Annotated in this window: 2 protein-coding genes; both read right to left on the bottom strand. The window is 66.2% G+C overall.

What is annotated here, in order from left to right; translation table 11 throughout:
* Positions 1–4: 4 nt before the first annotated feature.
* Positions 5–16,438 (bottom strand): non-ribosomal peptide synthase/polyketide synthase, encoded by a 16,434-nt coding sequence (locus D6B98_RS21380; protein WP_126258899.1) that lies wholly within the window; start codon positions 16,436–16,438, stop codon positions 5–7.
* Positions 16,431–22,979, bottom strand: a complete 6,549-nt coding sequence (locus tag D6B98_RS21375) for a non-ribosomal peptide synthetase (protein ID WP_126258898.1) — start codon at positions 22,977–22,979, stop codon at positions 16,431–16,433. The genes D6B98_RS21380 and D6B98_RS21375 overlap by 8 nt, the downstream gene beginning before the upstream one ends.

Below are 22,979 nucleotides of genomic sequence, written 5' to 3'. Positions count from 1 at the left end.
AGGCTTACTCCGCCGGCTCCGGGACCGTATCCTGCGCGGTCGTCGACGCCGCCGCCGGCGCGAGCAGACCGCAGATCTCATCGAGCAGGCCGGCACCCCTCAGGATCGTGAAATGGTTGTCGCCAACGAGGCCGCGATCGACCGCTTTCGGCAACTGCAATTCCAGCCGATCACGCTGTGCCAGACGGGTCGAGGTCCACCAGCAGAGCGGCGTGGCTTCGAGGCCCCGCGGCAGCGCGGCGTTCTGCGCCAGCCTGTTGAGGTGCCGTCCGACTGCGAATGCAGCGGACAAATCATCCGCGCCGAGCGAGGCATCGTCCGCTCGCACGCTCCTGCTCTGCTCCACAACAGAAGCGACGAGGTCGCGAATGTGCTCCGGCGTCTCCGGCAAATCAGCACGTTTTGCCGCCTCGACCTGCGCCTTGATGCGAGAGGCCGCAGCGCTCGGGAGGACCGCCGACAGCAATCCGGCGAGATCGTCGGCCCAGTGGGCAATCGCCTCCTGCGGGATCGATCCGTCCGGCTGCCGCGGCACGAAGCTGTCGATCAGCGCGAGACGATCGACGCGCTCACCGCCGCGTTCGAGCTCGGCCGCGACGAGACCGACCAGCAGTCCTCCCAAGGACCAGCCGACCAGGCTGTAGGGACCGCGCGGCTGCATTCGCCGGATCTCGGCCGCGTAGTCCACGGCCATGGCTTCGAGGGAGGCGTCGGTCCACGAGGAATCGACCAGCATTCTCGATTGCAGCCCGATCAGCTGCCGGTGCCCTTCGAGGCGGCGCGCCAGCGGCCCATAGTCGAACACCGTGCCAAAGCCACCGTGCACGCAGAATACCGGATTCACGCCGCGAACCGCGGCATTCAGCGGCAGCAGCGCCGATGGTGCGACGGCGGACGCCGCGGTCGCGCTGCCGGCGAGCAAGGCGCGTATCGTCGGCTTCTGAAGCAGATCGCGCAACTTGATCTCAATCCCGAACGTCTGGTCCTGACGGACCCGCGCCACGACCTTGAGACACAGGATCGAATTGCCGCCAAGCTCGAAGAAATTGTCGGTGACGCCGACCTGCGGCAACTCCAGGATCTCGGACCATAGGCGCGCCATTGCAATCTCTGCCGGGGTTCGCGGGGGGACGAAGCTCCGCATCGACGCATCGGGAGCCGGCAATGCACGCCGGTCGATCTTGCCGCTCGACAATGTCGGCAACCGCTCCAGCACCATGATCCGCGCCGGCACCATATAGGCCGGCAGGATCAGCTTCAGGAAACCGGTCAAGCGCGCGACCAGCGTCTCGGCCGCATCAGGCGCGGCGTCTTCTGCAGCCTTCGGTGCGACATAGGCAATGAGCTGATTTCCGGCTGCACTCGGCACTGCCACCACCGCCGCCTGCGCAATCGCCTCGTGACGGAGGAGCGAGGTCTGGATCTCCCCGAGCTCGATGCGGAAGCCGTTGACCTTGACCTGGTCATCGCTGCGGCCGAGATATTCGACGGTGCCGTCCTCGCGCCACCGCGCCAGATCGCCAGTGCGATACAGCCGCGCTCCCGGGGTCGACGAGAATGGGTCGGGGACGAAGCGCTCTGCGGTCATGCCGGCCTTGCCGTGATAGCCCCGTGCCAGCCCGAAGCCGCCGAGATAGAGCTCGCCGGCGACTCCGGCGGGAATGATGTCGAGCGCGGCATCGAGGATGTAGGCGCGGCGGTCTCCGACAGGCACGCCGATCGGCGCGTAGGGCGTGTCGCATTCGGACGCGCCATCGACCTTCCAGACCAGCGGTGTGACGACGGTTTCGGTCGGACCATAACCATTGATCAGAATGCGTGGCTTGAGAACGCGCTTGACCTTGTCGAAGCCCGCCTTCGGCATCGCCTCGCCGCCGAACGAGTAGAGCCTGACCGGCGGTGGATTGCCGCCCTGCTCGACGCAATCGGCGACCTGCTGGAGGTAGGCCGGCGGCAATCCGATATGGCTGACGCGATGGGCGTGCAGGTTCTCGACCGTCTGTTCCGGCGTCCACAATTCGGCGTCACGCATCAACAGCCGTGCGCCATGCGACAGAACTGTGAGCCAGCGCTCATGGGCGCCGTCGAAGGCGAGCGATAGGAAATGCAGCTCGCAGGAGCTTTCGTCGATCTCGTAGAGGCTGCCCGTGACGTGACAGTGCATCGCCAGCGGTCCGTGGGCGACAGCGACGCCCTTCGGCGTCCCCGTCGAGCCCGAGGTGTAGATCACATAGGCAAGGTTCTCGGGGTGCAGTTCGGGCTGCGGCGGATGGTCGGGCCCTGCATCGAAATCGAAGGTGGACAGCGGGATTGTTTCGACACCATCCGCGCCGTCCTCGATTTCCAGCCGTTCCATCAGCAGGAACGCGATCGCGGCATCGCGCATGACGAATGCGCGCCGTTCTGACGGCAACTCGGGATCGAGCGGAACGTAGGCTCCGCCCGCCTTGAGCACGGCTAGCAGCGCCATCATCGTGACTGCGGTTCGCTCGACCACAACGCCAACGCGTTGTTCGGGCCTGAGCCCGCGGGCGATCAGATGATGCGCCAGACGGTTGGCCCTGCGCTCGAGGTCTCCGAACGAGAGCACCGAGCTGCCGACGGTCAGCGCCGTCCGCTCCGGATGACGCCGCGCATGGCCGCTGATCGTCTCATGCACCGGCGGCAGCGGGGCGCTTGACGTCGCGTGCCGATTGCAACGATCCGCAAGGGCGGTGTCGAGTCCGGTGACCGGATCGAGGCTGCCAAGCGGCGCCGTGGCGTCCCGCGTCAGCGCCACCAGCAAATGCTCGAACTGCGCCTTGATCTGCGCCGCATGCACCGCCGTGAAATGGCTGGGCATATAGGTGTATTCGACCTGGAGCGTGTCTTCGACCAGCACCGACAGGTCCATCGGATAGTTCGTCACGTCGACATTCTTCAGGCCGCTGAACTGCAACCCGCCTGCACCGCGGTGCATGCTGCGTTCGATCGGATAGTTCTCGAAGACGATGATGCTGTCGAACATGGTCTGACCGGCGCGGCCGGCCCAGCCCTGGATGTCATAGAGTGGCGTGTGCTCGTAGTCCCGGATCGCCGAATTGCGGTCCTGCAGCGCGCGGAGCCATTCTCCGATCGGGCTTTCGGGCGGAAGCGTTTCGATCACGGGCAGCGTGTTGATGAAGAGCCCGAGCATCTGCTGCGATCCGTCGAGACCGGCTGGACGACCGGCCACGGTTACGCCGAACGTCACGGTGTTCTGGCCCGTATAGCGTTGCAGCAGCAGCGCCCACACGCCCTGGACGATCGTGTTCAGCGTGATCCGTTCGCGCCGCGCGAACGCCTTCAGCTCCGCGGTCGTCGTCTCTCCGAGACGTGTGTAACAGCGTTCGTGGCCGGACGCCTGATGGCGGCGCGCGCCGAAGGCATCGGCGAGCTGCGTCGGCTCATCGAAGCTCCTGAGTTGCTCGCGCCAGAACGCTTCGGCAGCCTTGGCGTCCTGCGCCTGCAGCCAGGCGATATAGTCGCGGTAGCGCGTCGCATTCGCGGCGACAGCGCTGCCGTAATAGCACTCCAGGACTTCTCCGACGAACCTGGCCGAGCTCCAACCGTCCATCAAGATGTGATGGTAGGTCCAGATCAGCCGGTACAGGTGGTCCTGGAGCCGCAGAAGCCGCACCCGCTGGAGCGGCGGCCTCTGGAGATCGAACTCGGCGGCGCGCTCATCGGCAAGGGCCGCCGCAATTCTTTCATCACTGATCGCCTGCCCTCGCCAGTCCTCCTGTGCGAACGGCACGGTGGCGTCGCGATAGACGGCTTGCAGCGGGGAGCCGGAGAGCTCACGCCAGAGGAAGCCGGTCCGCAGCATCTGATGACGCGCGCTCACCTCGCGCCACGCTGTGCCGAGGCGTTCCGGGTCGAGGCCCTGGATCTCGACACTGACCTGGTTGACATAAACGCCGCTGCCGGCATCGCGCAGGCTGTGAAACAGCATGCCCTGCTGCATCGGCGACAACGGATAGACGTCCTCGACGCGGCTCCAGTCCAGACCGAGTCGTTCGAGCTGCTCACTGGAGAGTCCCGCTAGCGAGCCGCGCTCCGATGCAGGGTCTTCCTTGTCGGGCTCGACATCTCGGGACGACGCAATCAGCGCCTCGATGGTTTGATGCCGGAACACGTCGCGCGGCTCGATGAGCACGCCTTCGCGCCGCGCGCGGCTCACCATCTGCAGCGAGATGATGGAATCGCCGCCGAGCTCGAAGAAATTGTCGGTGACGCCGATATTGGGCTGGCGCAGCAGATCGGCCCAGATCGCAGCCAATGCGGCTTCCGCCGGCGTGCGCGGCGCCACATGCTGGGCGGACGCCACAAGCTGATCCGGCGCCGGCAATGCCTTGCGGTCGATCTTGCCGTTCGGCGTCAGCGGCAGGCGCTCCAGCACCACGATCCGTGCCGGGACCATGTAGTCGGGCAGCGCCGAGGACAGCGCTGTTTTGAGCGCCGCGCCATCCAGCGCCTCGCCGCTGACATAGCCGACCAGCTGACGGCCGGCGCCGGCCTCGCGCGCCACCACCACGGCCGCGCGAACGCCCGGCTGTGCCTGCAGCCGCGCCTCGATCTCGCCGAGCTCGATACGGAAGCCGCGGATCTTCACCTGGTAATCGGCCCGGCCGACATAATCGAGCACACCGTCGGACCGCCACCGCGCCACATCGCCGGTGCGGTACAGTCGCGCCCCCGGCGGACCGAAGGGATCGGGGATGAAGCGCTCCGCCGTCAGGCCGCCGCGCCGCCAATAGCCGCGCGCGAGCCCGCTCCCACCGATATAGAGCTCGCCGGCGACGCCGATCGGCGCGAGGTTGAGGTCACCGTCGAGAACATACAGCGTGGTGTTGCCGATCGGGCGGCCCAGCAGCGGACGATCGTCCATCGCATCGAGCCGATGGCGCGCCGACCACACCGTGGTCTCGGTCGGGCCGTACAGGTTCCAGACCTCGCCGGCTTGGGCCACCAGCCGCCGGGCCAGATCCGGCGGCAGCGCCTCGCCGCCGCACAGCACCCGGCAGCTCGCCGGCAGCGCAGGACCGTCGTGATCGAGCAGCATGCGCCAGGTCGATGGCGTGGCCTGGATCACGGACACGCCATGCTGCTTCACGATCGCCTTGAGCTTGGCAGGATCATGCGCGGCCGCGCGATCCGCCAGCACGACGCAGGCGCCGATCGTCAGCGGCAGCCACAGCTCCAGCACTGCGATGTCAAAGGACAGCGAGGTCAGCCCCAGCACGCGGTCGCCGGCCGTCACGCCGGGCTGCTCCGCCATGGTCGCGAGGAAATTGGTCACGGCGTCATGGCGGACCATCACGCCCTTGGGCAGACCGGTCGAGCCCGAAGTGTAGATCACATAGGCAAGGCTCTCGCCGTGAACGGCGACATCGAGATTGCCTGCATCGCCGCCCTCGCCGTCCTGTCCATCGACTAGCCAGGCCTCCGCGCCGGTCTCCGCCAGTATGCCTGCGAACTGATCGTGCAATCTCTCTTGCGTCAGCACCAGCGCCGCGCCGCTGTCGCGCAGCATGTGCGCCAGCCGCTCCGGCGGGTAGTCCGGATCGAGCGGCAGATAGGCCCCGCCCGCCTTCAGCACCGCCAACAGCGCGACCAGCATCTCGACGCCGCGGTCGAGCGCCAGCCCGACCACGACGTCGGTCCCGACGCCGTGATCCCGCAATCGCCGCGCCAGCCGGTTGGCGCGTGCATTCAGCGCGGCATAGCTCAGCTCCGCCTCGCCGAACACCAACGCAATCGCTTGCGGCGACTTCCGGACCTGTGCCTCGAACTGCGCAATGATCCCCTCGCGCGGTTCATCCCGGCGCGTACCGTTCGCCCGTGCAAGCAGGACGTCATCCGCGGGATCGCGAGCCGCGATCATGCCGACCGATCGATCGGCATCCACGCTCAGCGCCTCGATCAGCCGCACAAAGGTTCGCTGCAGCCGTGCGATTTGGGCCTCGTCGAAATATTTGCGCTGATAGTTGAAGACGAGGCGCAGGCGCTCATCGACGCCGATGCTGGCGAACAAGGGATAATTGCTGGTCTCGACGATCCGGGTTTCGCCGACCTGGATCTTCCGGTTCTGTCCGATCAGCGCGCGATCGACCGGGTAATTCTCGAACACCAGGATGCTGTCGAACAGCGGCCGTCCGGGGCGCCCTGCCAGCCGCTGGATCTCATAGAGCGGCGTCGCGCCGAATTCGCGCAAGGCCAGATTGCGATCCTGCAACTCGCGGAGCCATGCGCCGACGGCCTGCTGCGGGCTGACGCCGTCGATGACCGGCAACGTGTTGATGAACAGGCCGACCATCTCTTCGGCGCCGGCGAGTTCCGGCGGTCTGCCGGACACGGTGACGCCGAAGCAGACCGTGCCCTGGCCGGTATACTGTCGCAGCAACTGCGCCCATGCCGCCTGCACCAGCGTGTTCATCGTGATGCGCTCGCGCGCCGCGAATTCCTGCAAGCGTCCGGTCAATATAGAATCCAGCTCCAGCGCGAGCGTGCCGTGGCCGGACAATTGGGCGCCCGTCGGTTCGACGACGCTGCCTGCCAGGAAACTCGGCTCGTCCAGTTCTGCCGTCGCATTGCGCCAGAAGGCCGCCGACGCCTCGCTGTCGCGAGCCTTCAGCCACGCGATGTAGTCGCGATAGCGGTGATGCAGCGCCGGCAGACGTCCCTCGCCATTATGCTGCATCACCTCGGCGATCAGCCGCGCCGAGCTCCATCCGTCGAGCAGGATGTGGTGATGCGTCCAGATCAGCCAATGCCTGTCGTCGCCAAGCCGGATCAGCCGGACCCGCTGCAAGGGTGGTCGCGACAGATCGAACCCGGCGGTCCGCTCCTGCCGCGAGACATCGGCCAGCGCCGCGTCCAGTTGCGCCTGGTCCCACGTCGCACTCCGTGCCCGCCAGTCATCCTCGACAAAGGGCACTTCGGCCCGTCGATAGACGACCTGTTGCAGTGCGCCGGACAGGTCGCGCCAAATGAATCCCGTCCGCAGCACCGCGTGACGATCGCTGGCTGCCTGCCAGGCGCGGCCCAACTTTCCGGCTTCCAGCCCACGGATTTCCGCCGCGACCTGATTGACGTAGAGCCCGCTCTCGCCGTCATGCATCGCGTGGAACAACATGCCCTGCTGCATCGGCGACAATGGGTAGATGTCCTCGATCTCGCGCCAATCGAGCGCAAGCCTGTCGAGTTCGGTCTGACCCAGCCCCGACAACGCCACATCCGATGGAGTCAGGCCGCAAGCGCCGCCGGTGCAGTGATCCACCAGCTCACGCAACGCAGCCTCGTACAACGCGGCCAGCCGCTCGACCGTCTCGCGCCGATAGCGCTTGCGGCCGAAGCCGAATGATAGAAGCAACCGACCATCGCGCACCGTGCCGTTCACGCTCAGCCAGCGCCGCAGCGGGCTCGATGCATCCCGCGATGGGCCGGCGCTTTCCGCTGCCATCTTGAACAGCGCCGCCTCATCGCCCCCATCGATCTGGCCGAGATAGTTGAACGCAATCTTCGGCTCGCCGGCATGCGATAGCGCCAAGCGCTGCTCTTCGGAGCCAAGATAACGCAATACGCCGTAGCCCAGCCCGCGGCCGGGAATGCCGCGAAGCTCCTCCTTCACGGTCTTGATCAATGACGAAGGATCTTCCGAGCCACCGGCCAATCGCACCGGAAATGCCGTCGTGAACCAGCCGACCGTGCGCGAGAGGTCGAGATCGCCGGACAGGTGCTCGCGGCCATGCCCCTCCAGCTCGACGAGAACGTCGTCCTGCCCACTCCACTGCCAGACGGCGCGTGCAAGGCCGGCAAGAAGGAGATCATTGATCTGCGTACGATAAGCCGATGGCGCCTCCGTCAGCAGGCGCTGGGTCCATTGCTCTTCGAACGACAGCAGGATTTCATCGGCATCCGCCATGCGATCGAGGTCGGCATGATCGTCGTCGCAGGGAATGTCCGCATGCGCGCCGCGGCTGGCCCAGTAAGGCAATTCCGCCGCCAGTTCAGGGGACGTTGCGTAGGTCCGTAAGCGCTGTCCCCACAGTGCGTACGCGTGGCTCTTGGGCGGAAGCACAACTGTGGCGTCGCCGTTTCCAAACCGCGCGTAAGCTGCGGCGATGTCCTCCAGCAGAATGCGCCATGACACCCCGTCGACCACGAGATGGTGGATCACGATCAGAAAACGCTGGCTGCCATCAGCGACATCGATGCCGACGGCCCGTAACAGCTCCCCGCCCGAGATCGACAGGCTTGCTTGCGCCGACGATGCCAGCGCCGTCACGGCGGCCCGGTCGATCGCCTGCCGCACCCAGAGCAGCGCATCCGCTGCCGGAGCAGAGCCGTGCTCGGCATGCCAGCTCCCCTGCCTCTGCGCGAAGCGGAGGCGCAGTGCGTCATGATGATCGACCACGGCGGCGAGTGCGCGCCGCATCACGTCCCAGTCGAGACGCTCTCTCGGCTGCAAGAGTACCGCCTGGTTCCAATGATCCCGGTTCTCCATGTCGTCCGCAAAGAAGCGGGACTGAATCGGCAAGAGCCGATGCGGGCCGGTGACCTGCCCCTGGTCGGCGAGCGTACCCGCGCGCTGTTGCGAACGCGCTGCAAGCGCCAAAGCTTCCAAGGTCTGGTGCTGAAACACGTCACGCGGTTCGATCAAGTATCCGGCGCGCCGGGCGCGGCTCACCATCTGGAGCGAGATGATGGAATCGCCGCCGAGTTCGAAGAAATTGTCGGTGAGGCCCACGGCCGGCCGGCCGAGCAGCTCGGCCCAGATCGCCGCAAAAGCCATCTCTGCAGGCGTGCGTGGCGCCTGATGATCCGCACGGCCATAGGCCATGTCGGGCGCCGGCAGCGCTTGGCGATCAACCTTGCCGCTCGGCATCAAGGGCAGCCGCTCCAGCACGGCAATTCTCGGCGGCACCATGTAATCCGGCAAGACGGCCGACAGCGCGGTCCGTAAGCCTGCCTCCGTCAATTCGCCGCTGCCACTGACATAGCCGACGAGCTGACGGCCCGTGCCGACATCGCGCGCCACCACGACGGCGGAGCGAACGCCGGGCTGCTCGAGCAGCCGCGCCTCGATCTCGCCGAGCTCGATGCGGAAGCCGCGGATCTTGATCTGGTGATCCGCGCGTCCGACATAGTCGATCGCGCCATCGGCGCGCCAGCGCGCCAGGTCTCCCGACCGATAGAGCCGCTCGCCTTTCTCCCCGAAGGGATCGGGAATGAAGCGCTCCGCCGTCAGCTTCTCGCGCCGCCAATAGCCCCGCGCCAAACCGGCCCCGCCGATGAACAACTCGCCGGTCGCGCCTGCCGGAACCATGTTCAGATCGACGTCGAGGATGCGGATCGTCACGCCGGGAATGGGTCGTCCGATCGGCACGCGCGTCCCATCCTCGTCGCGACAGGTCCAATAGGTGGCGTTGATGAGCGCCTCGGTCGGTCCGTAGCGATTGTCGAACCGCACATCGGGGAACGCCGCACGCACACGCGTCATGAGATCGACCGACAGCGCCTCGCCGCCAGCAAACAGGCGCTTGAGCGAGGTGCAGCGCGCCGCGCCGGGCTCGGTCACGAAATGCTCGAGCATCTGCGGCACGAAGTGCAGCGTCGTCACGTCATGGGCGATGACGGCGTCCACCAGGAGTCGCGGCTCGCGGTGCGCGCCTGGAGCCGCGATCGCCAGCCGCGCGCCGGTTGCGAGCGGCCACAATATCTCCCAGACCGAGACGTCGAAGCTGAACGGGGTCTTGTGCAGCAAGGTCTCGCCCGGATAGAGACGATACTCCGCCTGCATCCAGCCGAGCCGGGCCGCGAGTGCGCGATGCGAGCAGGCGACGCCCTTGGGTACGCCGGTCGAGCCGGACGTGTACATCACATAAGCCAGGCTGTCCGGATGAAGCGCCGGGTCGGGATTGCCGGCATGGGCTTCGATCCGAGCTTCACCCTCGCCGTCGATTGTCCAGGCCTCGACGTCCGCATCCGTGATCACAGATGCCAGATGCGGAAGCAGCCGTTCCTGGGTCAGCACCAGCGCTGTTCCGCTATCACGCAGCATGTGGAGCAGGCGCTCGGAGGGATAGTCGGGATCGAGTGGCAGATAGGCGGCGCCGGCCTTCAGCACGGCCAGGACGCCGACGATCAGCTCAACGCTGCGCTCGAGCGCCAAGCCGACCAGCCGGTCGCGACCGATCCCGTGCTCCCGCAGCCGCCATGCCAGGCTATTGGCACGCGCGTTCAGCTCGCCATAGCTGATCTGCCTTTCACCGAAGATCAACGCGATCGACGATGGCGAAGCCGCGGCCCGGGCTTCAATCTGCGTGACGATGCTGTCGCCAAACTTCGGTGCCCGCTCGGCGCTGCCGCCCCAGCCAAGCACTATCTGTTTCTCGTCGGTATCGAGGCTGTCCAGCGCGCCCAGCGGCCGCGAGGCGTCCGCCACGACCCTGGCGAGCAGCTGCGACAGCGAGGCTTGCAGATATCTGATATGATCGTCGTCGAAGCGGCTGCGATCGTAGCGAAAGCCCAGATTGATGCCGTCGGGCTTGGCGAAGACCGCCACCGTTAGCGCATAATTGGTAATCGAGACCTGCTCGACCCGGCCGAACCGGCGTCCGCTTTCGCTCTCACCCCGCAGCGCCTGATCGATCGGATAGTTCTCGAACACGAGGATGTTGTCGAACAGCGCGCGACCGGAGCGGCCGGCAAGACGCTGAATTTCGTAAAGCGGCATCCAGCCGTGATCGCGCATATCCGTGTTGCGCGCCTGGAGATCGCGCAGCCACGCTCCGATCTCGGTTTGCGGGCTTGCCTGATCGACGACGGGCAACGTGTTGATGAACAGGCCGACCATCTCCTCGGCCCCGCTTACTTCGGCCGGTCGGCCGGAGACCGTCGCACCGAAGCAGACCGCGCGCTGGCCGGTGTGACGACGCAGCAGCTGCGCCCAGGCGCCTTGCACCAGCGTGTTCAGCGTGACGCGCTCGCGCCGCGCAAAAGCTTGCAGGCTTGCCGTCAGGTCCGCGGTGAGAAGCTGGTCCAGCGAGCCATGGCCGGAAGCACCGCGGGCTGCAGGTCCTCCCACCGTGTCCGCTAGGAAGCTGGGCTCGTCCAATTCGGCCAAGGCCGATCGCCAGAACGAGGCCGACGCCTCGCGGTCCTGCCTTTGCAGCCATGCGATGTAGTCGCGATAGCGGCCCTTCACTGCTGGCAAGCGTGCGCCGCGTTCGTGCTGCAGGATCTCGGCCATCAGATGCGCGGCGCTCCAGCCGTCGAGCAGGATATGGTGGTGGGTCCAGATCAGCCAGTGGCGCGCGTCGTCGAGCCGGATCAGCCGGACCCGCTGCAATGGCGCCTGAGACAGATCGAATGCCCTGGTACGTTCGGCTTGCGCAATACCCGCGAGCGCAACCCGCAGCTCCTCCTCTTCCATGGCGGCCGCCCGCGAGCGCCAGTCTTCTTCATCGAATGGCAAAGGCGCAGAGCGATAGACCACCTGCTGCGCGGCCCCCGACAGCTCGCGCCACGCAAATCCGGTTCGCAACACGGCGTGGCGCGAACTGATCTCGTGCCAGGCTGCGCGCAGCCTGCCGGCCTCGAGACCACGGATCTCCAGGCCGATCTGGTTGACGTAATTGCCGCTCGCGCCATCACGCAGGGCATGGAACAGCATGCCCTGCTGCATGGGCGACAGCGGATAGATGTCCTCGATCTCGCGGCAGTCGATCGTCGCGACCAGCGCGTCGAGATCAGCCTGCTTGAGGTTCGACAAGGCGAAGTCCGACGGCGTGATGCCGCGGGCGCCGCCCGTGCAATGCGCGACGAGTTCGCGCAGGGCCGCCGCGTAATGCTCGGCGAGACGTTCGATCGTTGCGCGCCGGTAACGCCTGCGGCCATAGCTGAACGACAGGCGCAACTGTCCTTCGCCGACCTGACCGTTGATGCTGACCCAGCGGCCAAGCGGCGCGCTTTCGCTGCGCATCGGCCCCGAACTCTCGGACGCGAGGCGAAACGGGGCACTCTCTCCCATGCTGGAATCGAACTGGCCGAGATAGTTGAAGACGATGCGCGGCTCGGGACGTGCCGCCAGGGCGCTCCGCTGCGCCTCGGTGCCGAGATGAAGCAGGACGCCGTACCCCAAGCCGCGGTTGGGAACGGCCCGAAGCTCCTCCTTGACGGATTTGATCAGCGAGGCATCGTCCCCGGGGCCACCGGGCAGCCGCACCGGATAAGCAGTGGTGAACCAGCCGATGGTGCGGGACACGTCCGCACCGTCAAAGACGTCCTCGCGGCCATGGCCTTCGAGCTCGACGACGACGTTCTCGATCCCGCCCCAGCGCGACGCGGCTCGCGCAAGTGCCGCCAGCAGGAGATCATTGACCTGGGTGCGGTAAGCGGTCGGGGCTTCCTTCAGCAGCCGCGTGGTCAATCCGGCGTCGAACGCCAGCAGGACTTCCTCGCCGTCTGCAACCCGGTCGACCCCGCCATGATCGTCATCGCAGGGAAACGCTGCATGCGATCCTCGCTCCAGCCAATAGTCGAGCTCGGCTGCCAGCTCGTCGGCCGCAGCATAGGCCTGCAATCGCGCGCCCCAGGATGCATAAGAGTCGCTCCTCGCCAGCGCGACTGAAGTTGCGCCCCGGCGGAGCTGATCGTACGCCGCCGCAAAGTCTTCGAGCAGCACCCGCCATGACACGCCATCAACGACGAGATGATGCACCACCACTAGAAGACGCTGGCTACCGTCCGCAAGATCCATACCGACCACACGCAGCAGCGGGCCGGCCAGCGACAGGCTGGTCTGGGCTTGTGAGGCGGCCTTCGTGACTGCGGCGGCATCCTGGAGGTCACCACGAATCCACAGCAGCTCGGATGTTGGCGACGTAGCACCGTAGGTCGCGCGCCAACCGCCGTCGATCTCCTCGAAGCGCAGGCGCAGGGCCGCATGATGCGCGACGAGAGCGGCAAGCGTGAGCTCGACGAGCTTCCAGTCGAGCCGCGACTTCGGCAACAACAGGACGGCCTGATTCCAGTGATGACGGTCCCCTGCATCCTCACCGAGCAACCGCAACTGGATCGGCAGCAGCAGGTGCTCGCGGCCGTCGAGATCGAGCTCAACGGCGACGATCTCCGCTTTGTCTTCACTCCGCGCCACGCGCGCCAGATCCTGCAAGGTCTGATGCCGGAAGACGTCACGCGGCTCGATCAGCAGGCCCGCCTGGCGCGCGCGACCGACCAGCTGCAGCGAGATGATCGAATCACCGCCGAGCTCGAAGAAATTGTCAGTGGCGCCGATGGCGGGCTGGCCGAGCAGCTCGGCCCAGATCGCAGCGAGCACCGTCTCGGCTGCGGAGCGCGGCGCGACATGCGCGGTGGTTGCAGCCGGCATCTCAGGCGCCGGCAGGGCTTCGCGATCGACCTTGCCGTGCGCCGTGAGCGGCAGCTGCTCCAGCCGCATGATGCGGGCCGGCACCATGTAGTCGGGCAGCTCATCCGAGAGCGCCGCGCGCATCGCCGCTTCGTCGAACGGCCCATCGCCGGCGACATAGCCGACCAACTGACGGCTGACGCCGGCTTCACGGGCAACGACCACGGCCGACCGCACGCCGGCCTGCCGCATCAGCCATGCCTCGATCTCGCCGAGCTCGATCCGGAAGCCGCGGATCTTCACCTGATGATCGGACCGGCCCACATACTCGATGACGCCATCGGCACGCCAGCGTGCCAGATCGCCGGTGCGATACAGACGCGCGCCCGGTGCGCCAAACGGATCAGGGACGAAGCGCTCCGCCGTCAGCTCCGCGTGCTGCCAGTAACCGCGCGCCAGCCCCTCGCCGCCGATGAACAGTTCCCCGGTCACGCCGACCGGAACGATGTTGAGATCATTGTCCAGGATGTAGGCCGAGCGGCGGCCCACCGGGCGACCGATCGGGGCATAGTTGCCGTCGATCTCCTCGCTCGCATCGACCTTCCAGACCAGCGGCGTGACCACGGTTTCGGTCGGCCCGTAGCCGTTGATCAATGCCCGCGGCTTGAGCGCGCGCTTGACCTTGTCGAATCCGGCCTTGGGCATCGCCTCGCCGCCGAACGAGTACAGCTCGACTGGCGGCGGATCGCCACGCCACATCGCGAAATCGGCGAGCTGTTGCAGGTAGGCGGGTGGGAACCCGGCATTGGTGACGCGCTGCCGGCGCAGAACCTCGATGGTCTGTTCGGCCGACCACAGGTCGGCATCCCGCATCACAAGCGCGGCGCCGCAGGTCAGTGCGGTCCAGAGCCGCTCATGGGCGCCATCGAAGGTGAAGGACAGGAAGTGCAGCTCGCGCGAGTGCCGATCCATGTCGTAGAGCCCGGCCGTCACCTCGCAGTGCATGGCGAACGGACCGTGTTCGACGGCGACGCCCTTGGGGATGCCGGTGGAGCCGGAGGTGTAGATCACATAGGCAAGGCTGGTTGGCACCACCGCGATCTCCGGATCGCTTTCGCTCTCCTTGGCGAGATCGATCGCGCCGAGCGGAACGACCTCGATGTCAGCCGGCGGCGGCGTCAACGCCGAACCATCCACGTCGACCAGCACGACACGCGCGCCGGCATTGCGGAGGATGCCGACCTGTCGTCTGGCCGGATGCTCGGGATCGAGCGGCAGATAGGCTGCACCCGTCTTCAAGATGGCGAGCAACGCTGCGACGAGGTCGGGCGAACGCCGTGCCGAGACGCCAACGAGATCGTCGCGACCGACGCCGAGACGGATCAGGCGGTGCGCGAGGCGATTGGCGCGACGGTTGAGCTCGGCATAAGTGATTTCATCGTCGCCGAAGACCAGTGCCGGCGCGTCGGGTGTTTCGGCGGCCAGCCGTGCAACCGTCCGATGCACCGGTGTGAACGATGAGCTTGCCGTTTCGTCGTCGACGCGATTCCATTGCCGCAACTGCCCCAGTTCCTGTTCGGACAGCAACGCCACATCGGCGATCCCTTGCGCGTCGTCGGCGACCATGGCCTTCAGGATCGTGGTCCAATGCGCGGCAAGACGCTCGATCGTCGCCGCCTCGAACAGCGCCGTCGCATAGGTGAAGATGGCGCGGATCTCGCCCGACGGACCCTCGTCTGTATCGAGCGCGAGGTCGAACTTGACGGTATCGACCTCTGTATCGATCGTCTCGATCTGGAGACCGGTCCGATCCGGTGGACTAGCCGACGCCCGACGACGCTGGTGATTGTAGAGGACCTGGAACAGCGGATTCTGACTCAGGCTGCGCGTGGGCTGAAGGATCTCGAGCAGACGTTCGAACGGAAGGTCCTGGTTTTCCTGTGCCTCGACAGTGGCAGCATGGACCACCGCAATGAAGTCCGCGATTGCCGCGCGGCCGTCGATCTGCGTGCGAAGCACCTGGGTATTGACGAACAGACCGATCACGCCCCGCGCTTCGTCGCGATGCCTGTTGGCGACGGGCACGCCGATGCTGATGTCGGACTGGCCGGTGTAGCGATGGAGCAGCAGCTTGAAGCTCGCCAGCAGGACGGCGAACAGGGTCGTGCGATGCCGCCGCGCGAGCGCGCGCAAGCCCTCGGCTAGCGCCGGGTCGAGCGGGATGCGATGTGCCGATCCCGCCAGATCCGGGATCGCCGTGCGCGGCCGGTCGATCGGCAGCTGGAGCACGGCCGGATCGGCGAGACGCCTGGTCCAGTAGCCGACCTGCCGTTCGCCATCGACCGCGCTCATCCAGAGCCGCTGCCATTCGGCGTAGTCGGCATAGTCAATATCCGACTCCGGCAGCGCCGGTGCTTCACCGCATGCGAATGCCGCGTACAGCTTCCAGAACTCGTCGACCAGCACGCCCATCGACCAACCGTCGGCCACGATATGATGCAGGCTGACGACGAGGAAGTGATCGCGCTCGTCGAGCGTCAGCAGCGCCGCGCGCATGAGCGGGCCGGCCTCGAGATCGAACGGCAGCGAGACCTGCTGCCGCGCCAGCTCGCGCGCCTGCCGTTCGCGGTCGTCGCCATCGAGGGCCAGGTGCCGCAATGCTGCCGGCTGCGGAACCTGGATGACTTGTTCGGCCTGCTCCCCTTCCTGCCGAAAGACGGTGCGAAGCGCGCTGTGGCGGGCCACGAGCATATCGAACGCCTGTTGCAATGCGCGTGGTTGCAGCTGGCCGCGCACGCGTACCGTCGCCGATATGTTGTAGGCGGCGCTGGACGGATCCATCCGCCACAGGAACCAGAGGCGCGCTTGCGCAAAGGACAGCGGCGCCCGCTTTCGCTCCTGGCGCACGATGGGCAGCATGGCGAGGTTGACGCCCTTCGCCGCGAGCTGCGACAGGAACGCGTGCTGCTTGCCGGAATCGAGCCGCATCAGGCGCCGTGAAATGTCGCGCAGCTGCTGCTTTTGCGTGGTTGCCGTGTCACTCATCGGACAGTTCGACTTCCTTCAACATGTCGAGCATCGCTACGATGTCGTCGCTTCGCTTGTCGGTCTCGCTCTCCAGGCCCAGCGCAGCAGCCATGGTTTCAACGGTTGTCAATTCAAACAGACGATTGAGCGGCAGGTCGTGGCCGAGATCGCGCTTGATGCGGCTGACGAGCTGGACCGCGATCAAGGAATCGCCGCCGAGCTCGAAGAAATTGTCGGTGACGCCGATATTGGGCTGGCGCAGCAGATCGGCCCAGATCGCAGCCAATGCGGCTTCCGCCGGCGTGCGCGGCGCCACATGCTGGGCGGACGCCACAAGCTGATCCGGCGCCGGCAATGCCTTGCGGTCGATCTTGCCGTTCGGCGTCAGCGGCAGGCGCTCCAGCACCACGATCCGTGCCGGGACCATGTAGTCGGGCAGCGCCGAGGACAGCGCTGTTTTGAGCGCCGCGCCATCCAGCGCCTCGCCGCTGACATAGCCGACCAGCTGACGGCCGGCGCCGGCCTCGCGCGCCACCACCACGGCCGCGCGAACGCCCGGCTGTGCCTGCAGCCGCGCCTCGATCTCGCCGAGCTCGATACGGAAGCCGCGGATCTTCACCTGGTAATCGGCCCGGCCGACATAATCGAGCACACCGTCGGACCGCCACCGCGCCACATCGCCGGTGCGGTACAGTCGCGCCCCCGGCGGACCGAAGGGATCGGGGATGAAGCGCTCCGCCGTCAGGCCGCCGCGCCGCCAATAGCCGCGCGCGAGCCCGCTCCCACCGATATAGAGCTCGCCGGCGACGCCGATCGGCGCGAGGTTGAGGTCACCGTCGAGAACATACAGCGTGGTGTTGCCGATCGGGCGGCCCAGCAGCGGACGATCGTCCATCGCATCGAGCCGATGGCGCGCCGACCACACCGTGGTCTCGGTCGGGCCGTACAGGTTCCAGACCTCGCCGGCTTGGGCCACCAGCCGCCGGGCCAGATCCGGCGGCAGCGCCTCGCCGCCGCACAGCACCCGGCAGCTCGCCGGCAGCGCAGGACCGTCGTGATCGAGCAGCATGCGCCAGGTCGATGGCGTGGCCTGGATCACGGACACGCCATGCTGCTTCACGATCGCCTTGAGCTTGGCAGGATCATGCGCGGCCGCGCGATCCGCCAGCACGACGCAGGCGCCGATCGTCAGCGGCAGCCACAGCTCCAGCACTGCGATGTCAAAGGACAGCGAGGTCAGCCCCAGCACGCGGTCGCCGGCCGTCACGCCGGGCTGCTCCGCCATGGTCGCGAGGAAATTGGTCACGGCGTCATGGCGGACCATCACGCCCTTGGGCAGACCGGTCGAGCCCGAAGTGTAGATCACATAGGCAAGGCTCTCGCCGTGAACGGCGACATCGAGATTGCCTGCATCGCCGCCCTCGCCGTCCTGTCCATCGACTAGCCAGGCCTCCGCGCCGGTCTCCGCCAGTATGCCTGCGAACTGATCGTGCAATCTCTCTTGCGTCAGCACCAGCGCCGCGCCGCTGTCGCGCAGCATGTGCGCCAGCCGCTCCGGCGGGTAGTCCGGATCGAGCGGCAGATAGGCCCCGCCCGCCTTCAGCACCGCCAACAGCGCGACCAGCATCTCGACGCCGCGGTCGAGCGCCAGCCCGACCACGACGTCGGTCCCGACGCCGTGATCCCGCAATCGCCGCGCCAGCCGGTTGGCGCGTGCATTCAGCGCGGCATAGCTCAGCTCCGCCTCGCCGAACACCAACGCAATCGCTTGCGGCGACTTCCGGACCTGTGCTTCAAATTGCTCGATCAACGCCTCTCGCCGATCATGCGCCTGCGTCCAATTCCACGTCTCCAGCAACAGTTGGCGCTCGTCGGGGGGCAAAATGTCGAGCTGCCGGACCGGCGCACGCGGCGCATGGTCCAGCGCATCGGCCAATTGGTCGAGCGCTTGCTGCATCAAGGCGCAGATGCGATCAGCCGAGAACGGATCGACGATCTGAGCGGTCAGACCAAGCGCTCGACCATAATCCTCGACGGCCAGCATCAGCGGATAATTGGTGCGCTCCTCGCCACCGAGCCATTCGATGCCGGAGTGTTCTCTGTTGGCAGCCAGATCCGCCGGCATTGCATTGTGCCGATAGTTCAGTATCGCGCTGAACAGAGGCGCGGGTGCCGTGACGCCGCTGCATCGCTGTGCGAGCGCCAGCGAGGCGTGCTCGTGTGCTATCAGCTCGGTCAGCCGACGATGCGCATCACGAACGCCGTCCTCGACCGCCGTGTCGTCGAGATCGAGCCGCAGCGGCAAGGTGTTGATGAACAGGCCCATGGTGCGATCACCGCCGGCGCCAGCCTGCATGCGACCGAACAAAACAGTCCCGAACACCACGTGCTCGCGCCCACTGGTTCGCGCTATCACCTGGCCCCAGGCGAGGTGGCAAAGGCTGGCGAGGCTGACGCCCAACCGCCGCGCCTGCGCACGAAGCCTTGCGTTCAAGCTCTCGGGCAGCATCAGCCGGGCTTCGGCCATGCCGGCACCGTCGCCGTGCACTCGGTCCAGACCAAACGGCGTGGTCGGCTCGTCGATGTCGGCGAGCATGCCGCGAAAAAAACGCTCATGCTCCGCGGTCGCCGCCGATCCGCGCGTCTGTGCCACCAGATTCCGGAACGGATAAGGCGGCGGCAATTCGTGACTCCGCCCGGACAGGATCTTACCGACCTCCTCGTGCATCACTTCGAGCGTGGAGTGGTCGCCGATCAAATGATGCAGCAGAACAAGGAGCAGCCAGCGCTTTCCGCCGGGATCGGCCGCGACTGCAAATCGCAGCAGCGGCGGCCGCCCAAGATCGATCCGATGCAAACGCGGATCGAATCGTCGAGCCAGCTGCTCATCCGCCGGACCTTCGCCATCCAGCACGACCTCGCTGACGACCAAGGGCGCCTGTCGCCAGACCACCTGAGCCGGCGTGGACAGTCCGCTCCACACGACGGACGTTCGCAGAATGTCGTGACGGGCGACCACCTGCCGGACCGCGTCGAGATAGCGATCGAGCAGGTCGCGGTCGGAAAAAGCCATCCGGCCAACCAGCAGATAGGGATCGCCTTCCTTCGACAGCAGGTGATGGAAGAGGATGCCATCCTGAAGTGGCGAGAGGCCGTAGACGTCCTGGATGTTGGCGACGCCGCCGGGAACGTCGGCCACGATGCTGTCGATGTCGGATTGCGTTAGCGTGATCAGCGGCAACAATTCCGGTGTGATCGCCGTCGTCTGCTGGGTGATCCGATTGACCGGAACGTCGGCTTCTACGCCGCCATCGAGGCTGGCGGCAAAGTCCGCCAGCACCGGCTTCGCGAACAGCATGCGCGCATCCACCCTCAGCGCATGCCGCTGCAATCGTTCCAGCATGCGCACTGCGAGTAGCGAGTGGCCGCCGAGCTCGAAGAAGTGGTCACTGCGTCCGATCCGATCGACGCCCAAGAGCTCGGCCCAGATATTTGCGACAATCTGCTCGACCTCGCCTCGCGGCGGTTCGAAACGGCGCCGCGCATATGCATCGTTCTCCGGCGCCGGCAGCGCCTTGCGGTCGACCTTGCCATTCGGCGTGAGCGGGAGTGCATCGAGACTTACGAACGCTGACGGCACCATGTAGTCCGGCAGACACGCACGCAGGTAATCGCGCAACGCGCTGGCAAGCTCTCCGCCATCGCGCCTTACGCCCCCCCTAGCGGCCACATAGGCGACCAGCCGCATATCGCCGCCATGATTGCGCTGCACCAGCACGATTGAATCGGCAACGTCGGCGTGCTCGTTGAGCCGAAACTCGATCTCGCCGAGCTCGACGCGAAAGCCCCGGATCTTGACCTGGTGGTCGTTGCGGCCGAGAAACGCAATATTGCCGTCCGGGAGATAGCGGCCGAGATCGCCGGTGCGGTACATGCGTGCATCGGCATCGCCGCAGAAGGGATCGCGCTCGAAGCGTTCCGCCGTCAGATCGGCGCGATTGAGATAACCGCGCGCGACACCGACCCCTCCGATATGGATTTCACCGACCGCGCCGAGCGGAACGGGCGTACCGAACCGGTCCAGGAGATAGATTCGCGCATTCGGCAGCGGTCGACCGATCGGAGCGGCGGCGCCGTCAAAACCCTGATGCCGCAACCAGCTCGTGGCGCAGACCGTTGCCTCCGTCGGCCCGTAACCGTTGAAGACGGCGATGTCAGCAGGCACTTCCTTGACCAGCTCGGCCCTGGGCAATTCACCGGCAAGAACGAGGACCCGCAACGAGGCGAGCCGATCCAGATCGGTCCGCCCGTGCAGCATCGCCGGCGGCAGGGTCGCATGCGTGATCGCGTTGTCCGCGAGATAGCCGAACAATGCCGCGGTGTCCTGATGCTCGCGCGTGCCGGCCAGAAACAGCGCGGCGCCCGAGCACAGCGCCATGACGATTTCCCAGATGCTGGCATCGAAGCTGAGTGAGGCAAACTGAACGACGCGGCTGCTCGAATTGACGTTGAACAACGCCCGCTGCGCCAACGCCAGATTCACCAGGCCACGGTGCTCGACCATCACCCCCTTCGGCCGACCGGTCGAGCCGGACGTGTAGATGATGTAGGCGAGGCTTCGCGCAGTCAGTCCTTCGAGAAGATCACTCGGATCCGACGTCGCCTGCCCCGCGTCTGCGTCGGGGTCGACCATCTCGCAGGTCCCATCTGGAATGATCGCGCGTCCTGTGCCGTCTGCGATCAGCAGGCGCGGCCTGGCATCGTCGATAATCTGACGTAGCCGCTCCGCAGGATAAGCGGGATCGAGCGGCAGATAGGCACCGCCCGCCTTCAGCACGGCCAGCAGGCTCACCACCATTGCGATGCCCCGCGGCAGGCAGATCGCAACGGGCTGATCCGGCACCACTCCCAAGGTGATCAAGTGCCGCGCAAGCCTGTTCGCTCGCGCATCGAGCTCGCTATAGCTCAGACGAACGTCCTCGTACGCCAGCGCAATGGCGTCCGGCGCCCTTCTCACCTGCTCCGCAAATAGATCGTGAATGCAGCTTTCGGAGGGAAACGGCGTGGCCGTCTCGTTCCACGCGTCGAGAACGCGCCTGCGCTCATCGACACCAATGATATCGATCCGGTCGACCACCTGGTTCGCATCGGAGATCATGGCCCGCAGCACGGTCAACAGATAGCCCCGATAGCGCGTGATCGTCGCTTCGTCGAACAGCGACGTCGCATAATTCAGGGAGCCGACAATGCGCCCGTCCATCTCGCCGAGATTGAGCTCGAGATCGAACTTGACCTGTTGCAGCGGAATATCAGCGACCTCGGCCTTGAGGCCGAGCAACTCGAGGGGTCCCATGTCGCTGCTTTGCCAGGCGAACGCGACCTGGAAGACCGGCGTCTGCGCCGGCCGTCGCAGCGGTTGAACGATCTCGACGACCTGCTCGAACGGCAGATCCTGATGATCCTGCGCCGCGAGCGCCGCCGCGCGCACGCGACGGAGTAGCTCGGTGACGCTCGGCTCGGCCGCGAGATTGACGCGGAGAGCGAGCATGTTGACGAAGAAGCCGATCAGGCCCTCGATCTCGGGCCTGTTTCGGTTGGCGGTCGGCGTCCCGATCACGACCTCCGTCTGACCGGAGAGTCTCGACAGCACGACTGCCCAGGCTGCCAGCACCGTCATGAAGGTGCTGGCGCCATGCGACTGGCTCAGTCGGCGGATGCCGGACGCCAGCTCCGCATCGATCTCGATCGGCAGGGACGCGCCGGCGAGCGACCTGATTGGCGGCCGCGGCCGGTCCGTCGGCAATTCGAGCACAGCCGGAGCGTCCGCGAGTGCTTCTCGCCAATAGTCGACCTGCCGCTGCAAGCGTTCGCCCGACAGCCATTGTCGCTGCCAGGCGGCATAGTCTGGATACTGAATTGCCAATGGCGGCAGAGGATCGTCCTTGCCTGCGGCAAAAGCCGGGTAGAGAGCACCGAGTTCGCGCACCAGAACGCCGATCGACCAGCCATCGGACACAATGTGATGCTGGGTGAGCAGGAAGAGATGGTCGCGCTCTGCCGTCCGGATCAGCCGGCCGCGGATCAACGGTCCTGCGGCGAGATCGAACGGCGTCGCGGCCTCCTCGCGGCAGAGGCGCGCCAGCTCCTGCTCGCGATCGTCCCGGCTACTGAGATCATGTTCGAGCAGCGGCACACGTTCATCCATCGGCAGCAGCACCACGCGGGGCTGTTCGTCCACCATGCGAAAGACGCTGCGCAGCGATTCGTGGCGCGCGAACACACGGTCGATGCTGCGACGCAAGGCTTCGAGATCGAGCTCGCCCGAAAGCCGCAATGCGCCGCGAATGTGATAGCTGGAATTCGCACCATCGAGCTGCGCCAACATCCAGAGCCGCTGCTGCGCAAAGGACATCTCCAATGATCCGCCCCGGGCCACCACCGGAATGGCGCTAGCGCCACTCCTGTCGGCACTCCGGCCACGATCCCTGGCCAGCGCGACGAGCTTTCTCATCTGCTGGGGATCCAGATCGCGTAAGCTCGGCTTTGCCGTGTCAGCCAT

Origin of the sequence: Bradyrhizobium sp. LVM 105 (genome assembly GCF_003957705.1) — a bacterium.
Taxonomy (GTDB): Bacteria; Pseudomonadota; Alphaproteobacteria; order Rhizobiales; family Xanthobacteraceae; genus Bradyrhizobium; species Bradyrhizobium frederickii.
This window is presented reverse-complemented; position numbering and strand designations above follow the sequence as displayed.

What these genes read in the sequence shown, in the direction of transcription:
- D6B98_RS21375 (WP_126258898.1), bottom strand. Translation starts at nt 22,979, where the DNA reads ATGGCTGACACGGCAAAGCCGAGCTTACGCGATCTGGATCCCCAGCAG.
- D6B98_RS21380 (WP_126258899.1), bottom strand. Translation starts at nt 16,438, where the DNA reads ATGAGTGACACGGCAACCACGCAAAAGCAGCAGCTGCGCGACATTTCA.